This window comes from Streptomyces sp. JNUCC 63 (genome assembly GCF_054366325.1).
The window spans coordinates 3,416,680-3,435,585 of record NZ_CM135963.1; the positions used below are offsets into that span (position 1 = coordinate 3,416,680).

Below are 18,906 nucleotides of genomic sequence, written 5' to 3' on the forward strand. Positions count from 1 at the left end.
TTCGGCGGCCGGTCGGCAGGTAGGTTCTCAGTGAGCGCGAGGAGTACGAGGATGGGCGTCACCATGGACGGCACCAAGCAGCAGCGCCGCGGAAACACCCGTCGGCGCATCCTGGACGTGGCGCTGGAGCTCTTCGCCGAACAGGGCTACGAGAAGACCTCCCTGCGCGAGATAGCCGAGCGCCTGGACGTCACCAAGGCGGCCCTGTACTACCACTTCAGGACGAAGGAAGAGATCCTCGTCAGCCTCTTCGAGAACCTCACACGGCCGATGGAGGAGCTGATCGAGTGGGGTCGGCGGCAGCCGCACACGCTGGAGACCAAGCAGGAGATCGTCCGTCGTTACGACCAGGCGCTCGCCGGGGCCGCGCCGTTGTTCCGCTTCATGCAGGAGAACCAGGCGACGGTGCGGGAACTGCGCATCGGGGACGCCTTCAAGGACCGGATGCGCGGTCTCAGGGACATCATCATCGACCCGGACGCGAGCCTGACCGACCAGGTCCGCTGCGTCAGCGCCATCTTCACGCTGCACGCCGGGATGTTCGTCATGCAGGACCTCGAAGGCGACCCCGAGGAACGGCGCAAGGCCGTCCTCGAGGTCGCCATCGATCTGGTGACCCAGGCGCACCGGAGTGCGCACGGGTCCTGACACAGGTCCGCCGCCCGCTGATGTCAGCGGGCGGCGGCGCGGTGCGGCGGTTCAGCCGGTCAGGCGGAACCTCAGGCCCGCAGGAAGGCCATCGGGTTGAGCGCGGAGCCGTAGTTCGGGGTCGTACGGATCTCGAAGTGCAGGTGCGGGCCGGTGGAGTTGCCGGTGTTGCCGGACAGGGCTATCTGCTGGCCGGCAGCGACGACCTGACCGACCTTCACGCCGACCTGGGACAGGTGGGCGTACTGGGAGTACTTCCCGTTGCCGTGCTTGACGACGATGGCGTTGCCGTAGGCGGGGCCGTCACCGGCGCCGTTGGGGCCGGCCTTGACGACGGTGCCACCGCTCGCGGCGACGACCGGGGTGCCGACCGGCACGGCGAAGTCCTGACCGCTGTGCTTGTGCGCCCAGCGGGCACCGTTCTGGTTGAAGCCGGCGGTGAGCTTGTAGTTCTTCACCGGGGTGACCCAGCCGGCGGCCGACTTGGCGGCGATGGCGGTGGGGGCCGCCGCGGCCTCGGCGGCGGACGCTACTCCCGCACCCGCGCCCAGGGCGACCGAGACACCCAGACCGGCGGCCAGGACGGCGGCACGAGTACGGAGCTTGGTCGCACGGGCGGAACGGGACGTGGCGCGCTGGAACATCGAAACCTCGGGGGGTGGGGGACGTGGCAACCACCCGGACACTTGCCTCGCCGGGCGGCCATCCCTTGGTAACCCCGCCGGTCATCGGCGCTCAAACACCACCACTACGACGGAAAGTAGTAATAAGGGGCAGTGGCGTACGTCTCTTGACGACTGGCCTATTTGGGACAAATGCCCTGTAGAGACCCCATGACGGACCATTTCGCCGCCCGAATCATCCGATTTTTCCGCCCCTGTCCTGCACTAAGTGCCCTAGTACCGGACAAACCGCCTGTGCAGCATGTCACCAGAGAGCGGGGTTGGACCTCCTTTTCGTGTGACCGACCTCATGTGGCCCCCGTCTCAGTAGAGTTACCCATCAGTAATTTTCCAGTTCCCCTCTCGTCACCCCAGCACACGAGCATCATGTCCACAACAACCCCAGTGTCACGGATGCGAGAGGACCCCCCATGACCACAGGCACCTGGACGCACCGCGCCCGCCTGACCGCCCTCGCCACGGTCGCCGCCACGGCGCTCGCCGTCCCCGTCGGCGCCCAGGCCGCGACGGACACCCCGGCCTCCGCCACGAGCGCCACGGCCACGGCCACGGCCGGTGTCACGGCCACGGTCGGTGTCACAGCCACCGCGGCCGCGTCCGGGAAGGTCGACTACGGCACCTGGCAGCAGGACTGCCAGGCCGTGATGGACGAGGCCCTGCCCTATCTGCGGCAGCGGATCGCGGACGGCGGGCCGGGCGAGAAGCAGGCCATCGTGTTCGACATCGACAACACGACCCTGGAGACCGACTTCGGCTTCAGCTACCCCCAGCCGGCCAACAAGCCCGTGCTGAAGGCCGCCCAGTACGCCCAGGAGCACGGTGTCTCGCTGTTCTTCGTCACCGCCCGCCCGGGCATCCTCAAGGAGCCGACGCGGTTCAACCTCACGCACGAGGGCTACCGCGTCGACGGCCTCCACGTCCGCGGCCTGTTCGACCTGTTCAAGAACGTCGCCGACTACAAGACCGCCCAGCGCGCCGCCATCGAGTCCAGGGGTTACACGATCATCGCGAACATCGGCAACAGCGCGACCGACCTGTCCGGCGGGCACGCCGAGAAGACCTTCAAGCTGCCGGACTACGACGGACAGCTGTCCTGACCTGCCTGGCGGAACACACCGGAAAGGGGGCTGCCCCGGGACTCCAGGTCCCGGGGCAGCCCCCTTCGGTTCAGGCCGAGCGCGGCGGCTTACGCGTCCTTGCTCAGGTTCGGCCCGGCTCCGCCGGCCGCCTGCTCGATCGGCGGGACGTCCGGCAGCGCCGACTTCTCCTCACCCCGGAAGGTGAAGGTCTTGTTCTCGCCCTCGCCCTCGGTGTCCACGACCACGATGTGACCGGGGCGCAGCTCGCCGAAGAGGATCTTCTCCGAGAGCGAGTCCTCGATCTCGCGCTGGATCGTCCGGCGCAGCGGCCGGGCGCCCAGGACGGGGTCGTAGCCCTTCTTGGCCAGCAGCTCCTTGGAGGACTGGGAGAGCTCGATGCCCATGTCCCGGTCCTTCAGGCGCTCGTCCACCTTGCCGATCATCAGGTCGACGATCCGCAGGATGTCGTCCTGGGTCAGCTGCGGGAAGACGACCACGTCGTCGACGCGGTTGAGGAACTCGGGGCGGAAGTGCTGCTTGAGCTCGTCCGACACCTTGTTCTTCATGCGCTCGTAGTTGGTCTTCGTGTCGCCCGAGGCGGCGAAGCCCAGGTTGAAGCCCTTGGAGATGTCCCGGGTGCCGAGGTTGGTCGTCATGATGATGACCGTGTTCTTGAAGTCCACGACCCGACCCTGGGAGTCGGTCAGGCGACCGTCCTCCAGGATCTGCAGCAGCGAGTTGAAGATGTCCGGGTGGGCCTTCTCGACCTCGTCGAACAGGACGACCGAGAACGGCTTGCGGCGCACCTTCTCCGTCAGCTGACCGCCCTCCTCGTAGCCCACGTAGCCGGGGGGCGAACCGAAGAGACGGGAGACCGTGTGCTTCTCGCTGAACTCCGACATGTCGAGGGAGATCAGCGCGTCCTCGTCACCGAAGAGGAACTCCGCCAGCGCCTTGGACAGCTCGGTCTTACCGACACCGGACGGGCCGGCGAAGATGAACGAACCGCCGGGACGCTTGGGGTCCTTCAGACCCGCACGCGTACGCCGGATCGCCCGGGACAGCGCCCTGACGGCGTCGTTCTGGCCGATGACCCGCTTGTGCAGCTCCTCCTCCATGCGGAGCAGGCGGCTGGACTCCTCCTCGGTCAGCTTGAAGACCGGGATGCCGGTGGCCGTGGCGAGGACCTCGGCGATCAGCTCGCCGTCGACCTCGGCGACGACGTCCATGTCGCCGGCCTTCCACTCCTTCTCCCGCTTGGCCTTGGCGGCCAGGAGCTGCTTCTCCTTGTCACGCAGGGAGGCGGCCTTCTCGAAGTCCTGCGAGTCGATCGCGGACTCCTTGTCCCGGCGGACGGCGGCGATCTTCTCGTCGAACTCACGCAGGTCCGGCGGCGCGGTCATCCGGCGGATACGCATCCGGGAGCCGGCCTCGTCGATCAGGTCGATCGCCTTGTCCGGCAGGAAGCGGTCCGAGATGTACCGGTCGGCCAGGGTGGCGGCCTGGACCAGCGCCTCGTCCGTGATGGAGACGCGGTGGTGCGCCTCGTACCGGTCCCGCAGACCCTTGAGGATCTCGATCGTGTGCGGCAGGGACGGCTCGGCGACCTGGATGGGCTGGAAGCGGCGCTCCAGGGCCGCGTCCTTCTCCAGGTGCTTGCGGTACTCGTCCAGGGTGGTCGCACCGATGGTCTGCAGCTCGCCGCGGGCCAGCATCGGCTTGAGGATGCTCGCCGCGTCGATGGCGCCCTCGGCGGCACCCGCGCCGACCAGCGTGTGCAGCTCGTCGATGAACAGGATGATGTCGCCGCGGGTGCGGATCTCCTTGAGCACCTTCTTCAGGCGCTCCTCGAAGTCACCGCGGTAGCGGGAGCCGGCGACCAGGGCACCGAGGTCCAGGGTGTAGAGGTGCTTGTCCTTGAGGGTCTCGGGCACCTCGCCCTTGACGATGGCCTGGGCGAGGCCCTCGACGACGGCGGTCTTGCCGACGCCGGGCTCACCGATCAGCACCGGGTTGTTCTTGGTACGGCGGGAGAGCACCTGCATGACCCGCTCGATCTCCTTCTCGCGCCCGATGACCGGGTCGAGCTTGGACTCACGAGCGGCCTGGGTGAGGTTCCGGCCGAACTGGTCGAGGACCAGGGACGTCGAGGGCGTGCCCTCGGCAGGACCGCCGGCGGTGGCGGTCTCCTTGCCCTGGTAACCGGAGAGCAGCTGGATGACCTGCTGCCGCACCCGGTTGAGATCAGCGCCCAGCTTGACCAGGACCTGGGCGGCGACGCCCTCGCCCTCACGGATCAGGCCGAGCAGGATGTGCTCCGTGCCGATGTAGTTGTGGCCCAGCTGAAGGGCCTCGCGGAGCGACAGCTCCAGGACCTTCTTGGCACGGGGGGTGAAGGGAATGTGACCCGACGGCGCCTGCTGGCCCTGGCCGATGATCTCCTCCACCTGCTGGCGGACCGCCTCGAGCGAAATCCCGAGGCTCTCAAGGGCCTTGGCGGCGACACCCTCACCCTCGTGGATCAGGCCCAGGAGGATGTGCTCAGTGCCGATGTAGTTGTGGTTGAGCATCCGGGCCTCTTCCTGAGCCAGGACGACAACCCGCCGCGCGCGGTCGGTGAACCTCTCGAACATCGTTAATCGCTCCTCAGAGCGGTCAGGCAGTGGGGGGAACTTCCCCTCCCTGTCCTTCCGCAGCTTAGTCCCGCAAGCGGGGACCGCTCATTCCAACTGCCGACACCGTCCCTGGCCTCCTGACCTCGACTGCCGACATCTGCTCCAACCCGATGGTGCGAGACGATGTTCCCGCAGGCCAAGCAGTTACCCCAGTCGCCAGTACGCCGACGGCGAACGTGAGACTCCGCTGCCCGGGTGCCGCCTGCGCATCGACCCCTCCCACTAGGCATGTCTTACCCGCACGGACTGACACTCCATGCCGCGCGCGCCGCTTCCCTCAGCTATGGGCGAACAACCTTGCGCCCCTTCCCGTCCCCGCGCGCTGCCCGATTCACCACTCCGAGCGCACATTGCGTTACTCACCGCGACTCTTGTGCGTTTCCGGCGGTTGCACCCGGCATGGTCGGCAGCCTCTCCACGATTCCTCTTCCGCTTCCCTCTCCCCGTCGGCCGATCGGCCCCGGTGACGGGGCGCGGCACTGGTACGAGAACGATCTGGGATGGGCGACGGTGCCCGGAGAGCCGGTACGACTTGTCGTGGGCCTCCGCTTCGACGTCCTGGACGTGCCCGTCGAGGCCGGACGCGCCGCGCTGCGCCATCTGGGGCCGGGCTCTCCGGTGGCCGTGAGCGGGGACCGGATGCGGCTGCTGGTGGCGGCGGGCAGCGCGGAGGAGCTGCCCGGACTGCTGCGGTGGCTGGAGTGGGGCCCGTCGGTGCTGGAGCTGGACCTGGTGGCCCTGGGCGCGGGTGCGCGGATGGAGGCGCCGCCGCCCCCGGGCGCCGGGCCGCTCGGAGCCCGGCGGCTTCCGCTGGGCCGCTCCAGTTCGCAGGGGGCCGCCGTGTGGCTGCGGCCCCCCGGGTCTGGGTGCGAGGTCGAGGCCTCGCTGCCGACGCTGTCGGCCGTGGGGGGCGGCCGGGGCGCCCCCGATCTCGTACGACTGGTGGACACGCTGGCGACGCACTGCCACCGGATCCGGCTGCGGCGCGTGTGCGCCCAGCCGTCCGCGTGCCCCCGGGGCCTGGCGTAGGCCCAGGGTCAGCCGTTCGCCTTCTCGTAGGCCTCGCGGATGGTCGCGGGGACCCGGCCGCGGTCGTTGACCTCGTAGCCGTTCGCCTTCGCCCAGGCGCGGATCTGCGCGGTGTCCTGGCTGCCGGCAGAAGCGGCACGCGCCTTTCCGCGCCCACCCGAAGCACGGCCTCCGCCACGCCGACCGCTCTTGACGTACGGCTCGAGAAGACCACGGAGCTTGTCCGCATTGGCGGTGGTGAGATCGATCTCGTACGTCTTGCCGTCCAGCGCGAACGTCACGGTCTCGTCCGCCTCGCTGCCGTCGAGGTCATCGACAAGAAGGACCTGAACCTTCTGTGCCACCGGATTTCCTTTCATCGATAACGTGAGGGCCGGGGGTGGTCGGTGTCCGCCGTTTCGCCGTCCCCTGTTATATGCAGTACAGCAGTACGTCCGAAAGCAAACCGCTTTTGCGGGAAAAACACAAACCCCTGGGAGAGGCCGGCCGCTCATCCTGTCCGGAAACATGCGCGTTTCGGACATAGGGAACGCAGGCCCGGTCGTCCGGGCGGAATGTGGATCACAGATGCAGAAGCATCCGGCTGTTGCCCAGGGTGTTCGGTTTCACTCGTTCGAGACCGAGGAACTCCGCGACACCCTCGTCATAGGAACGCAGCAGCTCCGCGTAGACATCGGTGTCCACCGGGGTCTCGCCGATCTCCACGAAGCCGTGCTTGGTGAAGAAGTCCACTTCGAAGGTCAGGCAGAATACGCGGCGAACGCCGAGCCGGCGTGCGGTCTGAAGCAACTTCTCCAGCAACCGGTGTCCGACACCGGCGCCCTTCAGGCCCGGCTTCACCGCGAGAGTGCGCACTTCCGCCAGGTCTTCCCACATCACGTGCAGTGCGCCGCAGCCGACGACCTCCGCGTTGTCGTCGCGTTCGGCGACCCAGAACTCCTGGATGTGCTCGTAAAGGGTCACCGTCGCTTTGTCGAGCAGGATGCCGTCGCGAACGTACGCGTCGAGCAGTCGGCGCACGGCCGGGACATCGCTGGTCCGGGCGCGCCGGACGGTGATGGCTTTCGCGGTCTCTTCTGGACGCTCTGCGGACATGAGCGGACGCTATCGCCCGCGGCCGCCCGGCGCCGAGTCGGGGTTCTCGTCACCGGTATCCGCGGCTTCGGCGGTATCCGGGACTTCCCCCATGACTTCGGAGACGTCTTCGGCGCGCTGTTCTTCGGGGCCGGGGGCGGGGACTTCGGTGCCGCCTTCCACCATGCGTACGGCATCTCGCAGGGCCTGCCGCTGTTCGTCGCTCATCATGTCGAAGAAGGCGACGAGAGCGGCGGCCGCGTTGTCGCTGCGGGACCAGGCTTCGTTCATCAGTGCGGCGGCGTAGGCGGCCCGGGTGGAGACGGCCTCATATCGATAGGCCCGGCCCTCCGCCTCGCGGCGCACCCAGCCCTTCTGATGGAGATTGTCCAAAACGGTCATCACGGTGGTGTACGCGATGGAGCGTTCCCGCTGAAGGTCTTCCAGGACTTCTCGGACGGTCACCGGGCGGTTCCACTTCCACACCCGCGTCATGACCGCGTCTTCGAGTTCTCCCAAGGGCCGAGGCACAACTCGACACCCTAGTGGGAGATCCCGGCAATGGCGTGCGGAACGTGCACTTTCGCCGCCAAACGCGGGCAAAAAGGAGCGTACGGCCCGTGAAGGCGGGGGCCGTACGCCGCGTCAGGCATCCTTCAGGCGTCGGTGGAGGCCGTGGTCCCGGAGGTCTGGGGGCCGCTCTGCGCCCGCGCGATGGCGGCGTCCACGGCCGCGTCCTCCTTGGCCTTCGCGGCCCCGCCCTGGGTCTTCACGATCACCCTGACCACAGCGATGAAGAACGCGGCCATCACGACCGACGGAACGAGTGCGGAGACGTAGTCCATGGGTCCAGGGTAGCCAGGGCGACGGCGGAGTGCCCCGAAGGGCTACACCGCCGCGAGGCGCTGTCGCGGCTTCCCGGCCGGCGCCCCCGGCTTCCGCCGCGGAAACACCTCCCCCGGCGTGGGCACAGGCCGCCGCCCGGGCTCCGGCGTCCCCGGCCGAGCGGGAGCGGGCCGCTCCCCGGGCTCCGCCGTCGGCTCCTTGCCCGGCTCCTCCCCGCCACCCGCCCCCACAAGCCCCTGAGCGGCGGCAGGACCGGGGCCACAGGCGCCGGCAACGGGCACCGGCTGCCCGACCGGCCCCGTGGGCGCGGCGGACGCGACAGGAACGGTCCGCGCGGCGGACCTGCCCGCCACCGTGGAAGCAGCCGCCCCGGCGGGCACCGGGTGGGCGGCCCCCACCGCCGGACCGGCCGCCACCGGGCGAGCGGCCTGCCCGGCCGCCGGGCCGGTGGCCGCGTCGGGCTGCGGGTGAGCGGCCTGCGCAGCGGAACAGGCCGGTACCCCAGGCCTGGCCGGCATCGCGGAAGCAGCCGACGGGGCGGAAGGCGTCGGCGGCGTGGCGGGCGCCGGGCGAGTGGCGCCCGCTGCCGGGCCGGCCGTCGCCGTGCGAGCGGCTTGTCCGGTCGGGGCGGTGCGGGCTGTGGGGACCGTTGCGCGGGCTTTGGGGAGGAGGGAAGCGGCGGTCGGGTTGCCGCGCAGGGCCTGGAGAGCGGCTACGTCGTCGGGGGTGGGACGGTGGCCGGCGTGCAGGCACTCCTCGAGGAGGGTCAGGTAGGCGGCCGCTGTGCCGGGGAGGGCGGCGCGGTAGCGGGCGAGGTCGGCCAGCAGGAACGCGCGCAGCCGAGCACCCTCGCGCATCGCCTCGTCGAGCGACTCGGCGAGGCGGAGACAGTCCTGCACGTCCTCGGCGCCGACGGGACGGGGATGAACGGCGAGGGCGAGAGCGCGGCGGAGCACACGCAGCTCCTCCACGCCGAACGCCATGCCGCCACGGGTTCCGTATGGCGTGGGCATGGCCTGACCATACGCGCCAGTCGGACAAATTCGACATACGGCGCGCGCTCGGAACCGTTCCTGGACCAGACGCCCTCTCAGAGGCGCGACGCGTTCCGTTCGTACACCAGCCGCAGCCCGATCAGCGTCAGCCACGGCTCGTGCTCGTCGATCACCGAGGACTCGCCCAGCACCATCGGCGCCAGCCCGCCCGTCGCGATCACCGTCACGTCGTCCGGATCGTCGGCCAGCTCCCGGGCCATCCGGCGCGCCACCCCGTCGACCTGCCCGGCGAACCCGTAGATGATCCCGGCCTGCATCGCCTCGACCGTGTTCTTGCCGATCACACTGCGCGGCCGGGCCACCTCGATCTTCCGCAGCTGCGCCGCCCTGACGCCCAGCGCCTCCACGGAGATCTCGATGCCGGGCGCGATGACCCCGCCGACGTACTCCCCGCGCGCGCTGATCGCGTCGAACGTCGTCGCCGTACCGAAGTCGACGACGATCGCCGGTCCGCCGTACAGCTCGTTCGCCGCCACCGCGTTGATGATCCGGTCGGCGCCGACCTCCTTGGGGTTGTCGAACAGGATCGGCACGCCCGTCTTCACACCCGGTTCGACGAGCACCGCGGGCACGTCGCCGTAGTGGCGCCGCGTCACCTCCCGCAGTTCGTGCAGCACCGACGGCACGGTCGCGCAGATCGCGATGCCGTCGATGCCGTCGCCCAGCTCGTCGCCCAGCAGCGGGTGCATGCCCATGAGGCCGTTCAGCAGCACCGCCATCTCGTCGGCCGTGCGGCGCGCGTCCGTGGAGATGCGCCAGTGCTCGACGATGTCCTCCCCGTCGAACAGGCCCAGGACCGTGTGCGTGTTGCCGACGTCGATCGTCAGGAGCATGGCCGCTACTCCGCCTCGCGCAGGTCCAGGCCGATGTCCAGGATCGGCGAGGAGTGGGTCAGCGCCCCCACGGCCAGGAAGTCGACGCCGGTCTCGGCATAGGCACGAGCGTTGTCCAGGGTGAGCCGGCCCGACGCCTCCAGCAGCGCCCGGCCGTCGACGATCGCCACGGCCTCCTCGCACTCGCCGGGCGTGAAGTTGTCCAGCAGGATCAGGTCGGCGCCGGCGTCCACGACCTCGCGCAGCTGGTGCAGGGTGTCCACCTCGACCTCGATCGGCACCTCGGGGAACGCCTCCCGTACGGCCTTGAAGGCCTGCCCGACGCCGCCGGCGGCCACCACGTGGTTGTCCTTCACCAGGGCCGCGTCCGACAGCGACATCCGGTGGTTCACGCCGCCGCCGCAGCGGACGGCGAACTTCTCCAGCGAGCGCAGGCCGGGCGTGGTCTTGCGGGTGTCGCGCACCTTGGCCCCGGTGCCCTCCAGGGCGTCCGCCCACGCGCGCGTGGCGGTCGCGATGCCGGACAGGCGGCACAGCAGGTTCAGCGCGCTGCGCTCGGCGGTCAGCAGGTCACGCGTGCGCGTGGTGACCGACAGCAGCTTCTGCCCGGCCTCGACGCGGTCGCCGTCGTCGACGTGCCGCTCGACCTCGAACTCGTCCGTGCAGACGACCGACAACACGGCCTCGGCCACGCGCAGACCGGCCACCACGCCTGCCTCGCGCGCGGTGAAGTCACCGGTGGCCACGGCCTCCTCGGGGATGGTCGCGACCGTCGTCACGTCCACACCGTGGTCGAGGTCCTCCTGGATGGCGACGTTCGCGATGTCCTCGACCTCGACCGGGTCGAGTCCGGCGTCGGCCAGGAGCTGGGCGAGCGCGGGGTCGAGCCCGCACTCCAGGTACTCCTCGTCGGCCTCCGCGCCGCAGGCACAGCCGTCGCCGCAGCCGCCGTTCGAGGCGAGGGGAAGGTCTTCGGTGCTCACTTGTGTCACTGCTCCTGGGGACGCGGGGCCGCGGGGGCCTCGGGGCGGGTCGGGGGGAAGTCTGCGGTGTCCGTGGTGTGCACGGCCGTCGTACGGTCCGGGTTCAGCCGTACGACGATGTGGCGGCGCCAGTGGGAGTCGTCACGCTCGGCGTGGTCCTCGCGCCAGTGGCAGCCACGGGTCTCCTCGCGCAGCCGGGCGGCGGCGACCAGGACGCGGGCCACGCACAGGAGGTTGGTGGCCTCCCAGGTGTCCACGCCGGGTTCGGCGGTCTTGCCGTTCTCCTCCAGGGCGTCGCGGGCCTCGGCGTGCAGCCGCTCGAGCCGGTCGGCGGCCGTGGCCAGGGACCCCGCGGAGCGCAGGACGCCCGCGCCCTCGGTCATGATCCGCTGGATCGCGAACCGGGCCTCGGGGGCGAGCAGGGAGTGCGCCGGCGTCTCGGTATACGGGACGGGCTGCGGCACGCGCGCGTGGAGGCCGTTGTCCGCCCTCTCCCGCGCGATGTCCGCGGCGATGCGCTCGGCGTACACCAGCCCCTCCAGCAGGGAGTTGGAGGCGAGCCGGTTGGCGCCGTGCACGCCGGTGCAGGCCACCTCGCCGCACGCGTACAGACCGGGCACGGTCGTCCGGCCGTGGGAGTCCGTGCGCACGCCCCCGGAGGCGTAGTGGGCCGCCGGGGCGATCGGGACGGGCTCGGTGACCGGGTCGATGCCGTGGGCGCGGCAGGCGGCCAGGATCGTCGGGAAACGGTGCTCCCACATGTCCGCGCCGAAGTGCCGGGCGTCGAGGAACATGTGCTCGGCGTCCTGCTCCCGCATCCGCCGCATGATGCCCTTGGCGACGACGTCCCGGGGCGCGAGTTCGGCCAGTTCGTGCTGCCCCACCATGAAGCGCACGCCGTCGCCGTCGACCAGGTGGGCGCCCTCGCCGCGCACCGCCTCGGAGACCAGCGGCTGCTGGCCCTCGGCGTCGGCGCCGAGGAACAGCACGGTCGGGTGGAACTGCAAGAACTCCAGGTCGGAGACCTCCGCTCCCGCGCGCAGGGCGAGCGCCACGCCGTCGCCCGTGGACACGGACGGGTTGGTGGTCGCGGAGAAAACCTGGCCCATGCCGCCGGTGGCCAGGACCACGGCGGGCGCGTGCACGGCGCCCACGCCGTCGTGCTGGCCCTCGCCCATGACGTGCAGGGTCACGCCCGCGGTGCGGCCGTCGGCGTCCGTGAGCAGGTCCAGGACGAGCGCGTTCTCGATGGTGCGCACTCCCGCCCGTCGCCCACCACCCTTGGTCGAGAGCGCTTCGCGCTCGCCCCTCCCGACCGCGCGTACCGCCTCGACGAGTGCCCGGGAGATCTCCGCGCCCGTCGCGTCGCCGCCCGCGTGGGCGATGCGGCGGCGGTGGTGGCCGCCTTCGCGGGTGAGCTGGATGCCGCCCTCGTCGTCGGTGTCGAAGTGCGCGCCGGTCGAGATCAGCCGCCGTACGGCGTCGGGGCCCTCGGTGACGAGGAGCCGTACGGCCTCCTCGTCGCACAGGCCCGCGCCGGCCACCAGGGTGTCGTCCAGGTGCTGCTCGGGGGTGTCGCCCTCGCCGAGGGCCGCCGCGATGCCGCCCTGGGCCCAGCGGGTGGAGCCGTCGTCCAGGCGGGCCTTGGTGACGACGACCGTCGTCAGGCCGGCGGCCTCGCAGCGCAGCGCGGCGGTCAGGCCGGCCACCCCGGAACCGACGACCACGACGTCCGCGGCGATGGACCACCCGGGCGCGGGCGCGTGCAGTCGTATGCCTGTGCTGGTCACGAGGCGGCTCCGAGGGTTCCGAAGGTGAGGGGAAGGTTGTCGATCAGCCGGGTCGTCCCGACCCGGGCGGCGACGGCGAGGACGGCCTCGCCGGTGAAGTCGTCCTCGATCTCGGTGAAGTCGGAGGGGTCGACGAGGGCCAGGTAGTCGAGTTCGAGCGGCGGGTCGAGGCGCGCGGCCTCGTCCAGGACCAGCCGGGCGGCCGCGCGGACGGCGGCGGCCGCGCCGGGGGACGCCTTGGCGACGGCGGCGGCGTCGGCGGCCGCGCGGGACTCCCCGAGCGCGCTGAGGGCCTCGGCACGCGCACGTGTGGAGGGCACTTCGCGGGCCCGCGCGCGCAGCGCCTCCTGGGCGGCGTGCCGGTCGCGGCCCGCGAACAGGGCCTGGGAGAGGGCCAGGGCGGTGCGCCGCTCCCGCGGGGAGAGGTAGCGGTTGCGGCTGGACAGGGCCAGGCCGTCGTCCTCGCGCGCGGTCGGCACTGCGACGATCTCCACACCGAAGTTCAGGTCCCGCACCATGCGGCGGATCAGGGCGAGCTGCTGGGCGTCCTTCTGGCCGTACAGGGCCATGTCGGGACGGGTCAGGTGCAGCAGCTTGGCGACCACGGTGAGCATGCCGTCGAAGTGCCCGGGGCGCGAGGCGCCCTCCAGACGCTCGCCCATGGGGCCGGCGGTGATCCGGACCTGGGGTTCGCCGCCCGGGTAGACCTCCTCCACGGACGGCGCGAACACGACGTCGGCGCCCGCCTGCTCGGCGACCTTCAGGTCGGCGTCCAGGGTGCGCGGGTAGCGGTCGAGGTCCTCGCCCGCGCCGAACTGCAGCGGGTTGACGAAGACGGTGACGATCACGAAGCCCTGGTCGCCGACGTGGGCGCGGGCCGCGCGGATCAGGGTGGCGTGGCCCTCGTGCAGGGCGCCCATGGTCATGACGACGGCGGTACGTCCCGGGCCCGCGAAGTGATCGCGCACGTACTCCAGATCGTCCGCCGTGGGGGCGAGTTCGAACATGCGACGGCTCATCGGTCTTCCCCGTTCTCGGGCAGGTCGGCACCGCCGGCGAGGACCCCCAGCAGATCCTCGGCGAGCTCGGGCTTGAGCAGGCCGTGGGCGAGCGCGCGGTCGGCGGTGGCGCGGGCCATCGCCAGATAGCCGGCGACGGTCTGCGGGGCGTGCCGGCGCAGTTCGGCGACGTGGGCGGCGACCGTGCCGGCGTCCCCGCGCGCGACGGGGCCGGTCAGGGCCGCGTCGCCCGAGCGCAGGGCGTTGTCCAGGGCGGCGCCGAGCAGTGGACCGAGCATCCGGTCGGGGGCCTCGACACCGGCCTCGCGCAGCAGCTCCATGGACTGGGCGACCAGCGTCACCAGGTGGTTGGCGCCCAGGGCGAGCGCCGCGTGGTACAGCGGACGCAGCTCCTCGGCGATCCACTCCGGCTCGCCGCCCATCTCGATGACCAGGGCCTCGGCGGCCAGCCGCAGTTCCTCGGGGGCGGTGACGCCGAAGGAGCACCCGGCCAGCCGCTGCACGTCGACGGGCGTACCGGTGAAGGTCATCGCCGGGTGCAGGGCCAGCGGCAGCGCGCCCGCGCGCAGGGCGGGGTCGAGCACTTTCGCGCCGTACCGCCCGGAGGTGTGCACGAGCAGTTGTCCGGGCCGCACCGCGCCGGTCTCGGCCAGGCCCGCGACCAGCCCGGGCAGGGTGTCGTCGGGGACGGTCAGCAGCACCAGGTCGGCCAGTCGCAGCACCTCGGCGGGCGGCACCAGGGGCACCTCGGGGAGCATGAGTTCGGCGCGCCGCCTGGAGGCGTCGGAGACTCCGGAGGCAGCCACCGGACGGTGCCCGGCGAGCTGGAGGGACGCGGCGAGCGCGGGTCCCACCCGGCCGGCGCCGACGACGCCGACGGTGAGCCGTGCGGGACGGTCCCTGGGGTCTGGCTGTTGGCTTGTACTCACGCGACGGCGGCCTTCCGTTCCAGTCCGCTTCGGGTACCGGACGATTTCTCGTCATGTTAACGCGATCGGTTCCGGGGGCGTTCGTTCGTCCACAGGCTGTGGGTTTCCCCACGAACCCGGCACGGAAATCCGGGTGCCCGCCGCGGCCGGTACACGCGATGATCCGGGACATGAGTGATGCGGCGGAGCAGGACGACCGGCGGGAAGAGCGGCTCTCGGACGAGGAGCGGCGCAAGCGGCTGCGCGAGCGGCGCACAGGAGCGTACCGAGGCGCGAAGCGGGTGCTCGCGCGCCCCGGGTTCCTGGGGACGCTCCGGGAGCGGCTGGCGCTGCTGGAGCGGGCGGAGGAGGTCCACGACCTCGACGAGGCGTCGGACCTGTACGGCAACGGGGTCGTCGAGGCCCTGGAGGAGAAGGTCGCCCAGCTGCTGGGCACGGAGGCCGCCGCCTTCTTCCCGACCGGCACGATGGCCCAGCAGGTCGCCCTGCGCTGCTGGGCGGGCCGCACCGGCAACCCGACGGTCGCGCTGCACGCCCTGGCCCATCCCGAGGTGCACGAGAGGCATGCGCTCAGCCAGGTCTCCGGTCTGCGCCCAGTGCGGGTGACGAGCGCGCCCCGGCTGCCGACCGCCGAGGAAGTGCGCCGCCTCGACGAGCAGTTCGGGACGCTGATGCTCGAACTTCCCCTCAGGGACGCCGGTTTCGTTCTGCCCTCCTGGGAGGAACTCACCGGGCTCGTCGAGGCGGCACGCGCGCGCGACGCGGTGGTGCACTTCGACGGCGCGCGCCTGTGGGAGTCCACCGTGCACTTCGGCCGTCCGTTGGAGGAGATCGCGGACCTGGCCGACAGCGTGTACGTGTCGTTCTACAAGTCCCTCGACGGCTACGGCGGCGCCGCGCTCGCCGGCCCGAAGGAACTGGTGGAGGAGGCCGGGGCCTGGCGGCACCGGTACGGCGGCAACGTGTTCCAGCAGTTCCCCACGGCCCTGTCGGCCCTGGCCGGCCTGGAGCGGGAGCTGCCTCGCCTGCCCGAGTATGTGCGGCACGCGCGCGTGGTGGCCGCCGCACTGCACGAGGGCTTCGCCGCGGCGGGGCTGCCGTGGGTGCGTGTGCACCCCGAGGTACCGCACACCCACGAGTTCCAGCTCTGGCTGCCGTACGAGGCCGACGTGGCCGCCGAGGCCGCGATCCGGACCGCCGAGGAGACGCGCACGATGCTCTTCACGGCCGGCTGGAACGCCATGGGCCCCGGCCTGGCCTTCACCGAGGTCTCCGTGCGAGCCGCCGGCCTGGAGTGGACGGCGGACGACGTGCGGACGGCGGTCGCGGAGTTCGTGGCACGGCTGGAGGAGAACGCCGGTAAGGGCAGGTGATCGCCCGGGCGCCGCCGGCGTCGCCCGTCAGTCGAGCCGGATGTGCCGAACGCCCACCTTCGCCTGCCTGAGCCGGGTCCGCGGCGGGCCCTCCCTGTTGTGCTTCGGCGTCAGGCCTGCCAGGACCGCGCTCCGGTCGGCCGTCTTCGGCACGGTCGAGTGGTCCGTCCACAGGTGCTCGGCGAACTTCGGCTCGCGCAGCAGTTCGAGGCAGTGGCCGAGCTGCCGTACGGTCCAGGTCTCCCTGCCCAGGCCGGCGTTCCTCCCTCCGGCGTAAGTGAGCAGGTGCCCCGAGCCACGCCCGCGCAGCCGCTTCAGAACGGTCTCGCGTTCCGTGAGGATCGTGAAGTGCCGTACGTCGTGGCCCAGTTCGCGCAGCCGGCCGATGGTCTCGGTGAAGTGGCCGGAGTCGGTGACGGTCATGGGGCGATCACCACGCCCTCGTGCCGGGTGAGGGCCAGGTCCAGAACCTCGACCACGCCCCGCCGCCAGGACGCCAACTCCTGGAAGACGTCTATCAGCGGCCTCCGGCCGCGGGCTCCGGCCGCGGGCTCCGCGCAGTTCGGGCGGGAGCATACGGCGCAGGCCGAAGCCGGCGTGCTCGGGGTCGCAGACGACGCTGCCGGGCAGGCGGTGCCGGATCTCGTGCGCGGGCAGTTCCCTGATGGATCGCCGCCCCCGAAGGGGCCGTTGATCCACAGGAGCATGCGCAGACCCTACCGACGCCCGCCCGCTCCGTTCAGCCGTGTCCGCCGGCCCGGACGAGGCCGGTCTCGTAGGCCAGGACCACCACCTGCACCCGGTCCCTGAGGCCCAGCTTGGTCAGGATGCGGCCCACGTGGGTCTTCACGGTCGCCTCGGACAGCACCAGCCGGGCGGCGATCTCACCGTTCGACAGGCCCTGCGCGACCAGCACCATGACCTCGCGCTCGCGCTCGGTGAGCCGCTGCAGTTCCTTGTGCTGCGGCTCCTTGCCGCCGGTGGGCAGCATCGGCGCGAACCGGTCGAGCAGGCGGCGGGTGGTGGAGGGCGCGACGACGGCGTCGCCGCTGTGCACCGAGCGGATCGCGGCGAGCAGGTCGCCGGGCGGCACGTCCTTGAGCATGAACCCGGAGGCGCCCGCCTTCAGCCCGGAGAAGGCGTACTCGTCGAGGTCGAAGGTGGTCAGTATCAGCACCTTCGGCGGGTTGGGCTCGGAGCAGATGCGGCGGGTGGTCTCCACGCCGTCCAGCTTTGGCATGCGCACGTCCATCAGCACCACGTCGACGGCGGTGGCGCGCAGCACCTGCAGGGCCTCGACGCCGTCGCCCGCCTCCGCGACGACCTCCATGTCCGGCTGGGCGGCGAGCACCATCCGGAATCCGGTGCGCAGCAGCATCTGGTCGTCGACGAGCATCACGCGGATCGTCATCGGGGTCCTTCCGTCCTGTGGTCAGCGGGTTAGCGGTGGTCCGTTGTGATCGGGTCGGCGGTTACGGCGGTAGGTAGAGGTTGATGCCGCAGCCGCCGGCCAGGCCGGCGGTGAGCTGGTCGATCTCGTGTGGGACGCGGGCGAGGGCTCCGGATCGGATGATCCGGAGCAGGTCGTGGAACGGGACGAGCCAGGACCGGATCCGGCGCAGCCGCTGTGGCCAGGTGTCAGGTCGTGGTCCGTCCGGATCGGCGCCGGACGGCTGGACAGGCCCTCGGGACTTGTCGTTGTCGTTGCACCAGCAGAACGTGAACGCCAGCTTCACCAGGGTCCAGTGGCGCTGGATGGCCTCTGCGGAACGCACTTGGAAGTCGGCCCAGCCCAGTTCGCGTTTCACCTGCTTGTATTCCTGTTCGACCCAGTTGCGCAGGCTGTAGAGCCGCAGGACCTCCGCCGGGGTGGCCGGCGGATACGATCCGCGCCGAGGGCGGCGGGGCAGGTTCGTGGCCAGATAGCGGGTGCTTGTCCTGGGCAGGGTCTTCGGATCGACGGTGGCCACGATCATGCGCCGGGCACGGTCGGGGCCATAGGGGCCGCAGACGACGTCGGCGGCCCACCACTCCTCGGTGCGTCCGTCGCGCAGGTGCCGGGTGATCCGGTGCCAGCGGCCGGGCCTGGAGGGCGAACTGAACGGCACTTCGGCCGCTGCCCGGGCCGGGGTGAGCGGTGGACCGTCGTCGCGGTGGATCTGCGTGGTGGGACTGAAGGCCACGACGAAGGGCACTGCGGTGTGGTCCAGGTTGTCGACCACGACCGGGCCGCGGCTGGGTCCGTAGTCCGCGTCGGCGACCACCGCGCGAAAGCGGATCCCGGCGTCCCGTGCCCGGTGGACCAGCTCCGTGGCGATCCGGCTCTTGGTCCGAAACCCCGGGTCCTTCTTCCCGCCCGGCAGCCGCGCGGCCGGCTGGTAGGGCACGGTGTGCACCGGCCAGTACACCTTCTCATCGGCCCAGCAGGTGGTGACCGCCACGATCCCCTCCTCGACCTTGCCGCGCGAGCCGATGTACTGCCGGGCCACGTACTCGGTGGCATGCCCGGACTTCCGGTCCCCCGAATCGTCGATCACCAGCACCCCGTCACCATGTGCAGCCGTTCTCGGGTCCGCCATCAGCAGCTCGATCCGGCGGTCGTTGATCGCCTCGTGATCCCAGTGCGACTCCGACAGGAACCACTGCAGCCGCTGCTCCTCGCGGTGCTTGGAGCCGACCCCGGGCTCGGTCTCCGCCAGCGCCGTCAAGGTCTTGTTCCGCTCGCTCGGACGCAGCAGACCGGCCGTGTAGTCCCTGATGGCAGCCCGTTGAGCACGCGAAACCAACAACGGATCGAACAAGGCCAGGTACCCCTCCAACGGACCCGGCGCCGCAGCCACCGAAAGCCGATCGGTAACCATGATTCCCTCACCTGCCGCAGCGAACTCCT

18 protein-coding genes and 1 pseudogene are annotated in these 18,906 nt (G+C 71.1%); 4 read left to right on the forward strand and 15 right to left on the reverse strand.

Annotated features, from left to right (window positions below; translation table 11 throughout):
* The first annotated feature begins 51 nt into the window (after nt 1–51).
* Nucleotides 52–648, forward strand: coding sequence for a TetR/AcrR family transcriptional regulator (locus ACX25U_RS15550; protein ID WP_454392539.1), 597 nt, complete (start codon nt 52–54; stop codon nt 646–648).
* Between the two features lie 71 nt (nt 649–719).
* On the opposite strand, the gene ACX25U_RS15555 is transcribed toward ACX25U_RS15550, so the two are convergent.
* Complete coding sequence (locus ACX25U_RS15555) at nt 720–1,292, reverse strand: M23 family metallopeptidase (protein WP_454392541.1); 573 nt, start codon at nt 1,290–1,292, stop codon at nt 720–722.
* A gap of 449 nt (nt 1,293–1,741) precedes the next feature.
* On the opposite strand from ACX25U_RS15555, the gene ACX25U_RS15560 reads away from it, so the two are divergent.
* Entirely contained in the window at nt 1,742–2,428 is a 687-nt protein-coding gene (locus tag ACX25U_RS15560) for an HAD family acid phosphatase (RefSeq protein WP_454392543.1), read from the forward strand.
* A gap of 89 nt (nt 2,429–2,517) precedes the next feature.
* Here ACX25U_RS15560 and ACX25U_RS15565 read toward each other — a convergent pair whose 3' ends face one another.
* On the reverse strand, nt 2,518–5,043 hold the full coding sequence (locus ACX25U_RS15565; protein ID WP_454392545.1) for an ATP-dependent Clp protease ATP-binding subunit: 2,526 nt from the start codon (nt 5,041–5,043) through the stop codon (nt 2,518–2,520).
* 441 nt (nt 5,044–5,484) lie between these two features.
* Here ACX25U_RS15565 and ACX25U_RS15570 point away from each other — a divergent pair, with 441 nt between their 5' ends.
* Nucleotides 5,485–6,114 (forward strand): SCO3374 family protein, encoded by a 630-nt coding sequence (locus ACX25U_RS15570; protein WP_454392547.1) that lies wholly within the window; start codon nt 5,485–5,487, stop codon nt 6,112–6,114.
* An 8-nt stretch (nt 6,115–6,122) separates the two neighbouring features.
* Here ACX25U_RS15570 and ACX25U_RS15575 read toward each other — a convergent pair whose 3' ends face one another.
* From ACX25U_RS15575 to ACX25U_RS15620, 10 genes are all read right to left on the reverse strand, one after another.
* The gene (locus ACX25U_RS15575; RefSeq protein ID WP_454392549.1) at nt 6,123–6,458 is read right to left on the reverse strand and encodes a histone-like nucleoid-structuring protein Lsr2; all 336 of its coding nucleotides are present in this window, start codon (nt 6,456–6,458) and stop codon (nt 6,123–6,125) included.
* Between the two features lie 217 nt (nt 6,459–6,675).
* The gene (locus tag ACX25U_RS15580) at nt 6,676–7,209 is read right to left on the reverse strand and encodes an amino-acid N-acetyltransferase (RefSeq protein WP_454392551.1); all 534 of its coding nucleotides are present in this window, start codon (nt 7,207–7,209) and stop codon (nt 6,676–6,678) included.
* 9 nt (nt 7,210–7,218) lie between these two features.
* Nucleotides 7,219–7,719 carry a BlaI/MecI/CopY family transcriptional regulator gene (locus tag ACX25U_RS15585; RefSeq protein WP_454392553.1) on the reverse strand — a complete coding sequence of 167 codons (501 nt, stop codon included), beginning with the start codon at nt 7,717–7,719 and terminating at the stop codon, nt 7,219–7,221.
* A 125-nt stretch (nt 7,720–7,844) separates the two neighbouring features.
* Nucleotides 7,845–8,033 (reverse strand): hypothetical protein, encoded by a 189-nt coding sequence (locus tag ACX25U_RS15590; RefSeq protein ID WP_454392555.1) that lies wholly within the window; start codon nt 8,031–8,033, stop codon nt 7,845–7,847.
* A 42-nt stretch (nt 8,034–8,075) separates the two neighbouring features.
* The gene (locus ACX25U_RS15595) at nt 8,076–9,047 is read right to left on the reverse strand and encodes a hypothetical protein (protein ID WP_454392557.1); all 972 of its coding nucleotides are present in this window, start codon (nt 9,045–9,047) and stop codon (nt 8,076–8,078) included.
* A gap of 77 nt (nt 9,048–9,124) precedes the next feature.
* Complete coding sequence (locus ACX25U_RS15600) at nt 9,125–9,922, reverse strand: type III pantothenate kinase (RefSeq protein WP_454392558.1); 798 nt, start codon at nt 9,920–9,922, stop codon at nt 9,125–9,127.
* Between the two features lie 5 nt (nt 9,923–9,927).
* Nucleotides 9,928–10,905: a carboxylating nicotinate-nucleotide diphosphorylase gene (nadC, locus tag ACX25U_RS15605; RefSeq protein WP_454392560.1), complete on the reverse strand. Its 978-nt coding sequence runs from the start codon at nt 10,903–10,905 to the stop codon at nt 9,928–9,930.
* Nucleotides 10,906–10,910: 5 nt separating this feature from the next.
* Nucleotides 10,911–12,695: an L-aspartate oxidase gene (locus ACX25U_RS15610; RefSeq protein ID WP_454392561.1), complete on the reverse strand. Its 1,785-nt coding sequence runs from the start codon at nt 12,693–12,695 to the stop codon at nt 10,911–10,913.
* Nucleotides 12,692–13,702, reverse strand: coding sequence for a pantoate--beta-alanine ligase (gene panC, locus ACX25U_RS15615; protein WP_454394297.1), 1,011 nt, complete (start codon nt 13,700–13,702; stop codon nt 12,692–12,694). The genes ACX25U_RS15610 and panC overlap by 4 nt, the downstream gene beginning before the upstream one ends.
* Before the next feature lie 8 nt (nt 13,703–13,710).
* Complete coding sequence (locus tag ACX25U_RS15620) at nt 13,711–14,643, reverse strand: Rossmann-like and DUF2520 domain-containing protein (protein WP_454392563.1); 933 nt, start codon at nt 14,641–14,643, stop codon at nt 13,711–13,713.
* 170 nt (nt 14,644–14,813) lie between these two features.
* Here ACX25U_RS15620 and ACX25U_RS15625 point away from each other — a divergent pair, with 170 nt between their 5' ends.
* Nucleotides 14,814–16,016 (forward strand): threonine aldolase family protein, encoded by a 1,203-nt coding sequence (locus tag ACX25U_RS15625; RefSeq protein ID WP_454392565.1) that lies wholly within the window; start codon nt 14,814–14,816, stop codon nt 16,014–16,016.
* A 27-nt stretch (nt 16,017–16,043) separates the two neighbouring features.
* Here the strand turns inward: ACX25U_RS15625 and ACX25U_RS15630 are convergent.
* The 3 genes and pseudogenes from ACX25U_RS15630 to ACX25U_RS15640 all read right to left on the reverse strand — a co-directional run bounded on the left by ACX25U_RS15630 (nt 16,044) and on the right by ACX25U_RS15640 (nt 18,802).
* Nucleotides 16,044–16,723: pseudogene (locus ACX25U_RS15630) on the reverse strand (ATP-binding protein).
* 32 nt (nt 16,724–16,755) lie between these two features.
* Nucleotides 16,756–17,427, reverse strand: a complete 672-nt coding sequence (locus ACX25U_RS15635; RefSeq protein WP_454392567.1) for a response regulator — start codon at nt 17,425–17,427, stop codon at nt 16,756–16,758.
* A 61-nt stretch (nt 17,428–17,488) separates the two neighbouring features.
* A complete protein-coding gene (locus tag ACX25U_RS15640; RefSeq protein WP_454386051.1) occupies nt 17,489–18,802 on the reverse strand; it encodes an IS701 family transposase in 1,314 nt (437 codons plus the stop codon).
* Nucleotides 18,803–18,906: the final 104 nt, after the last annotated feature.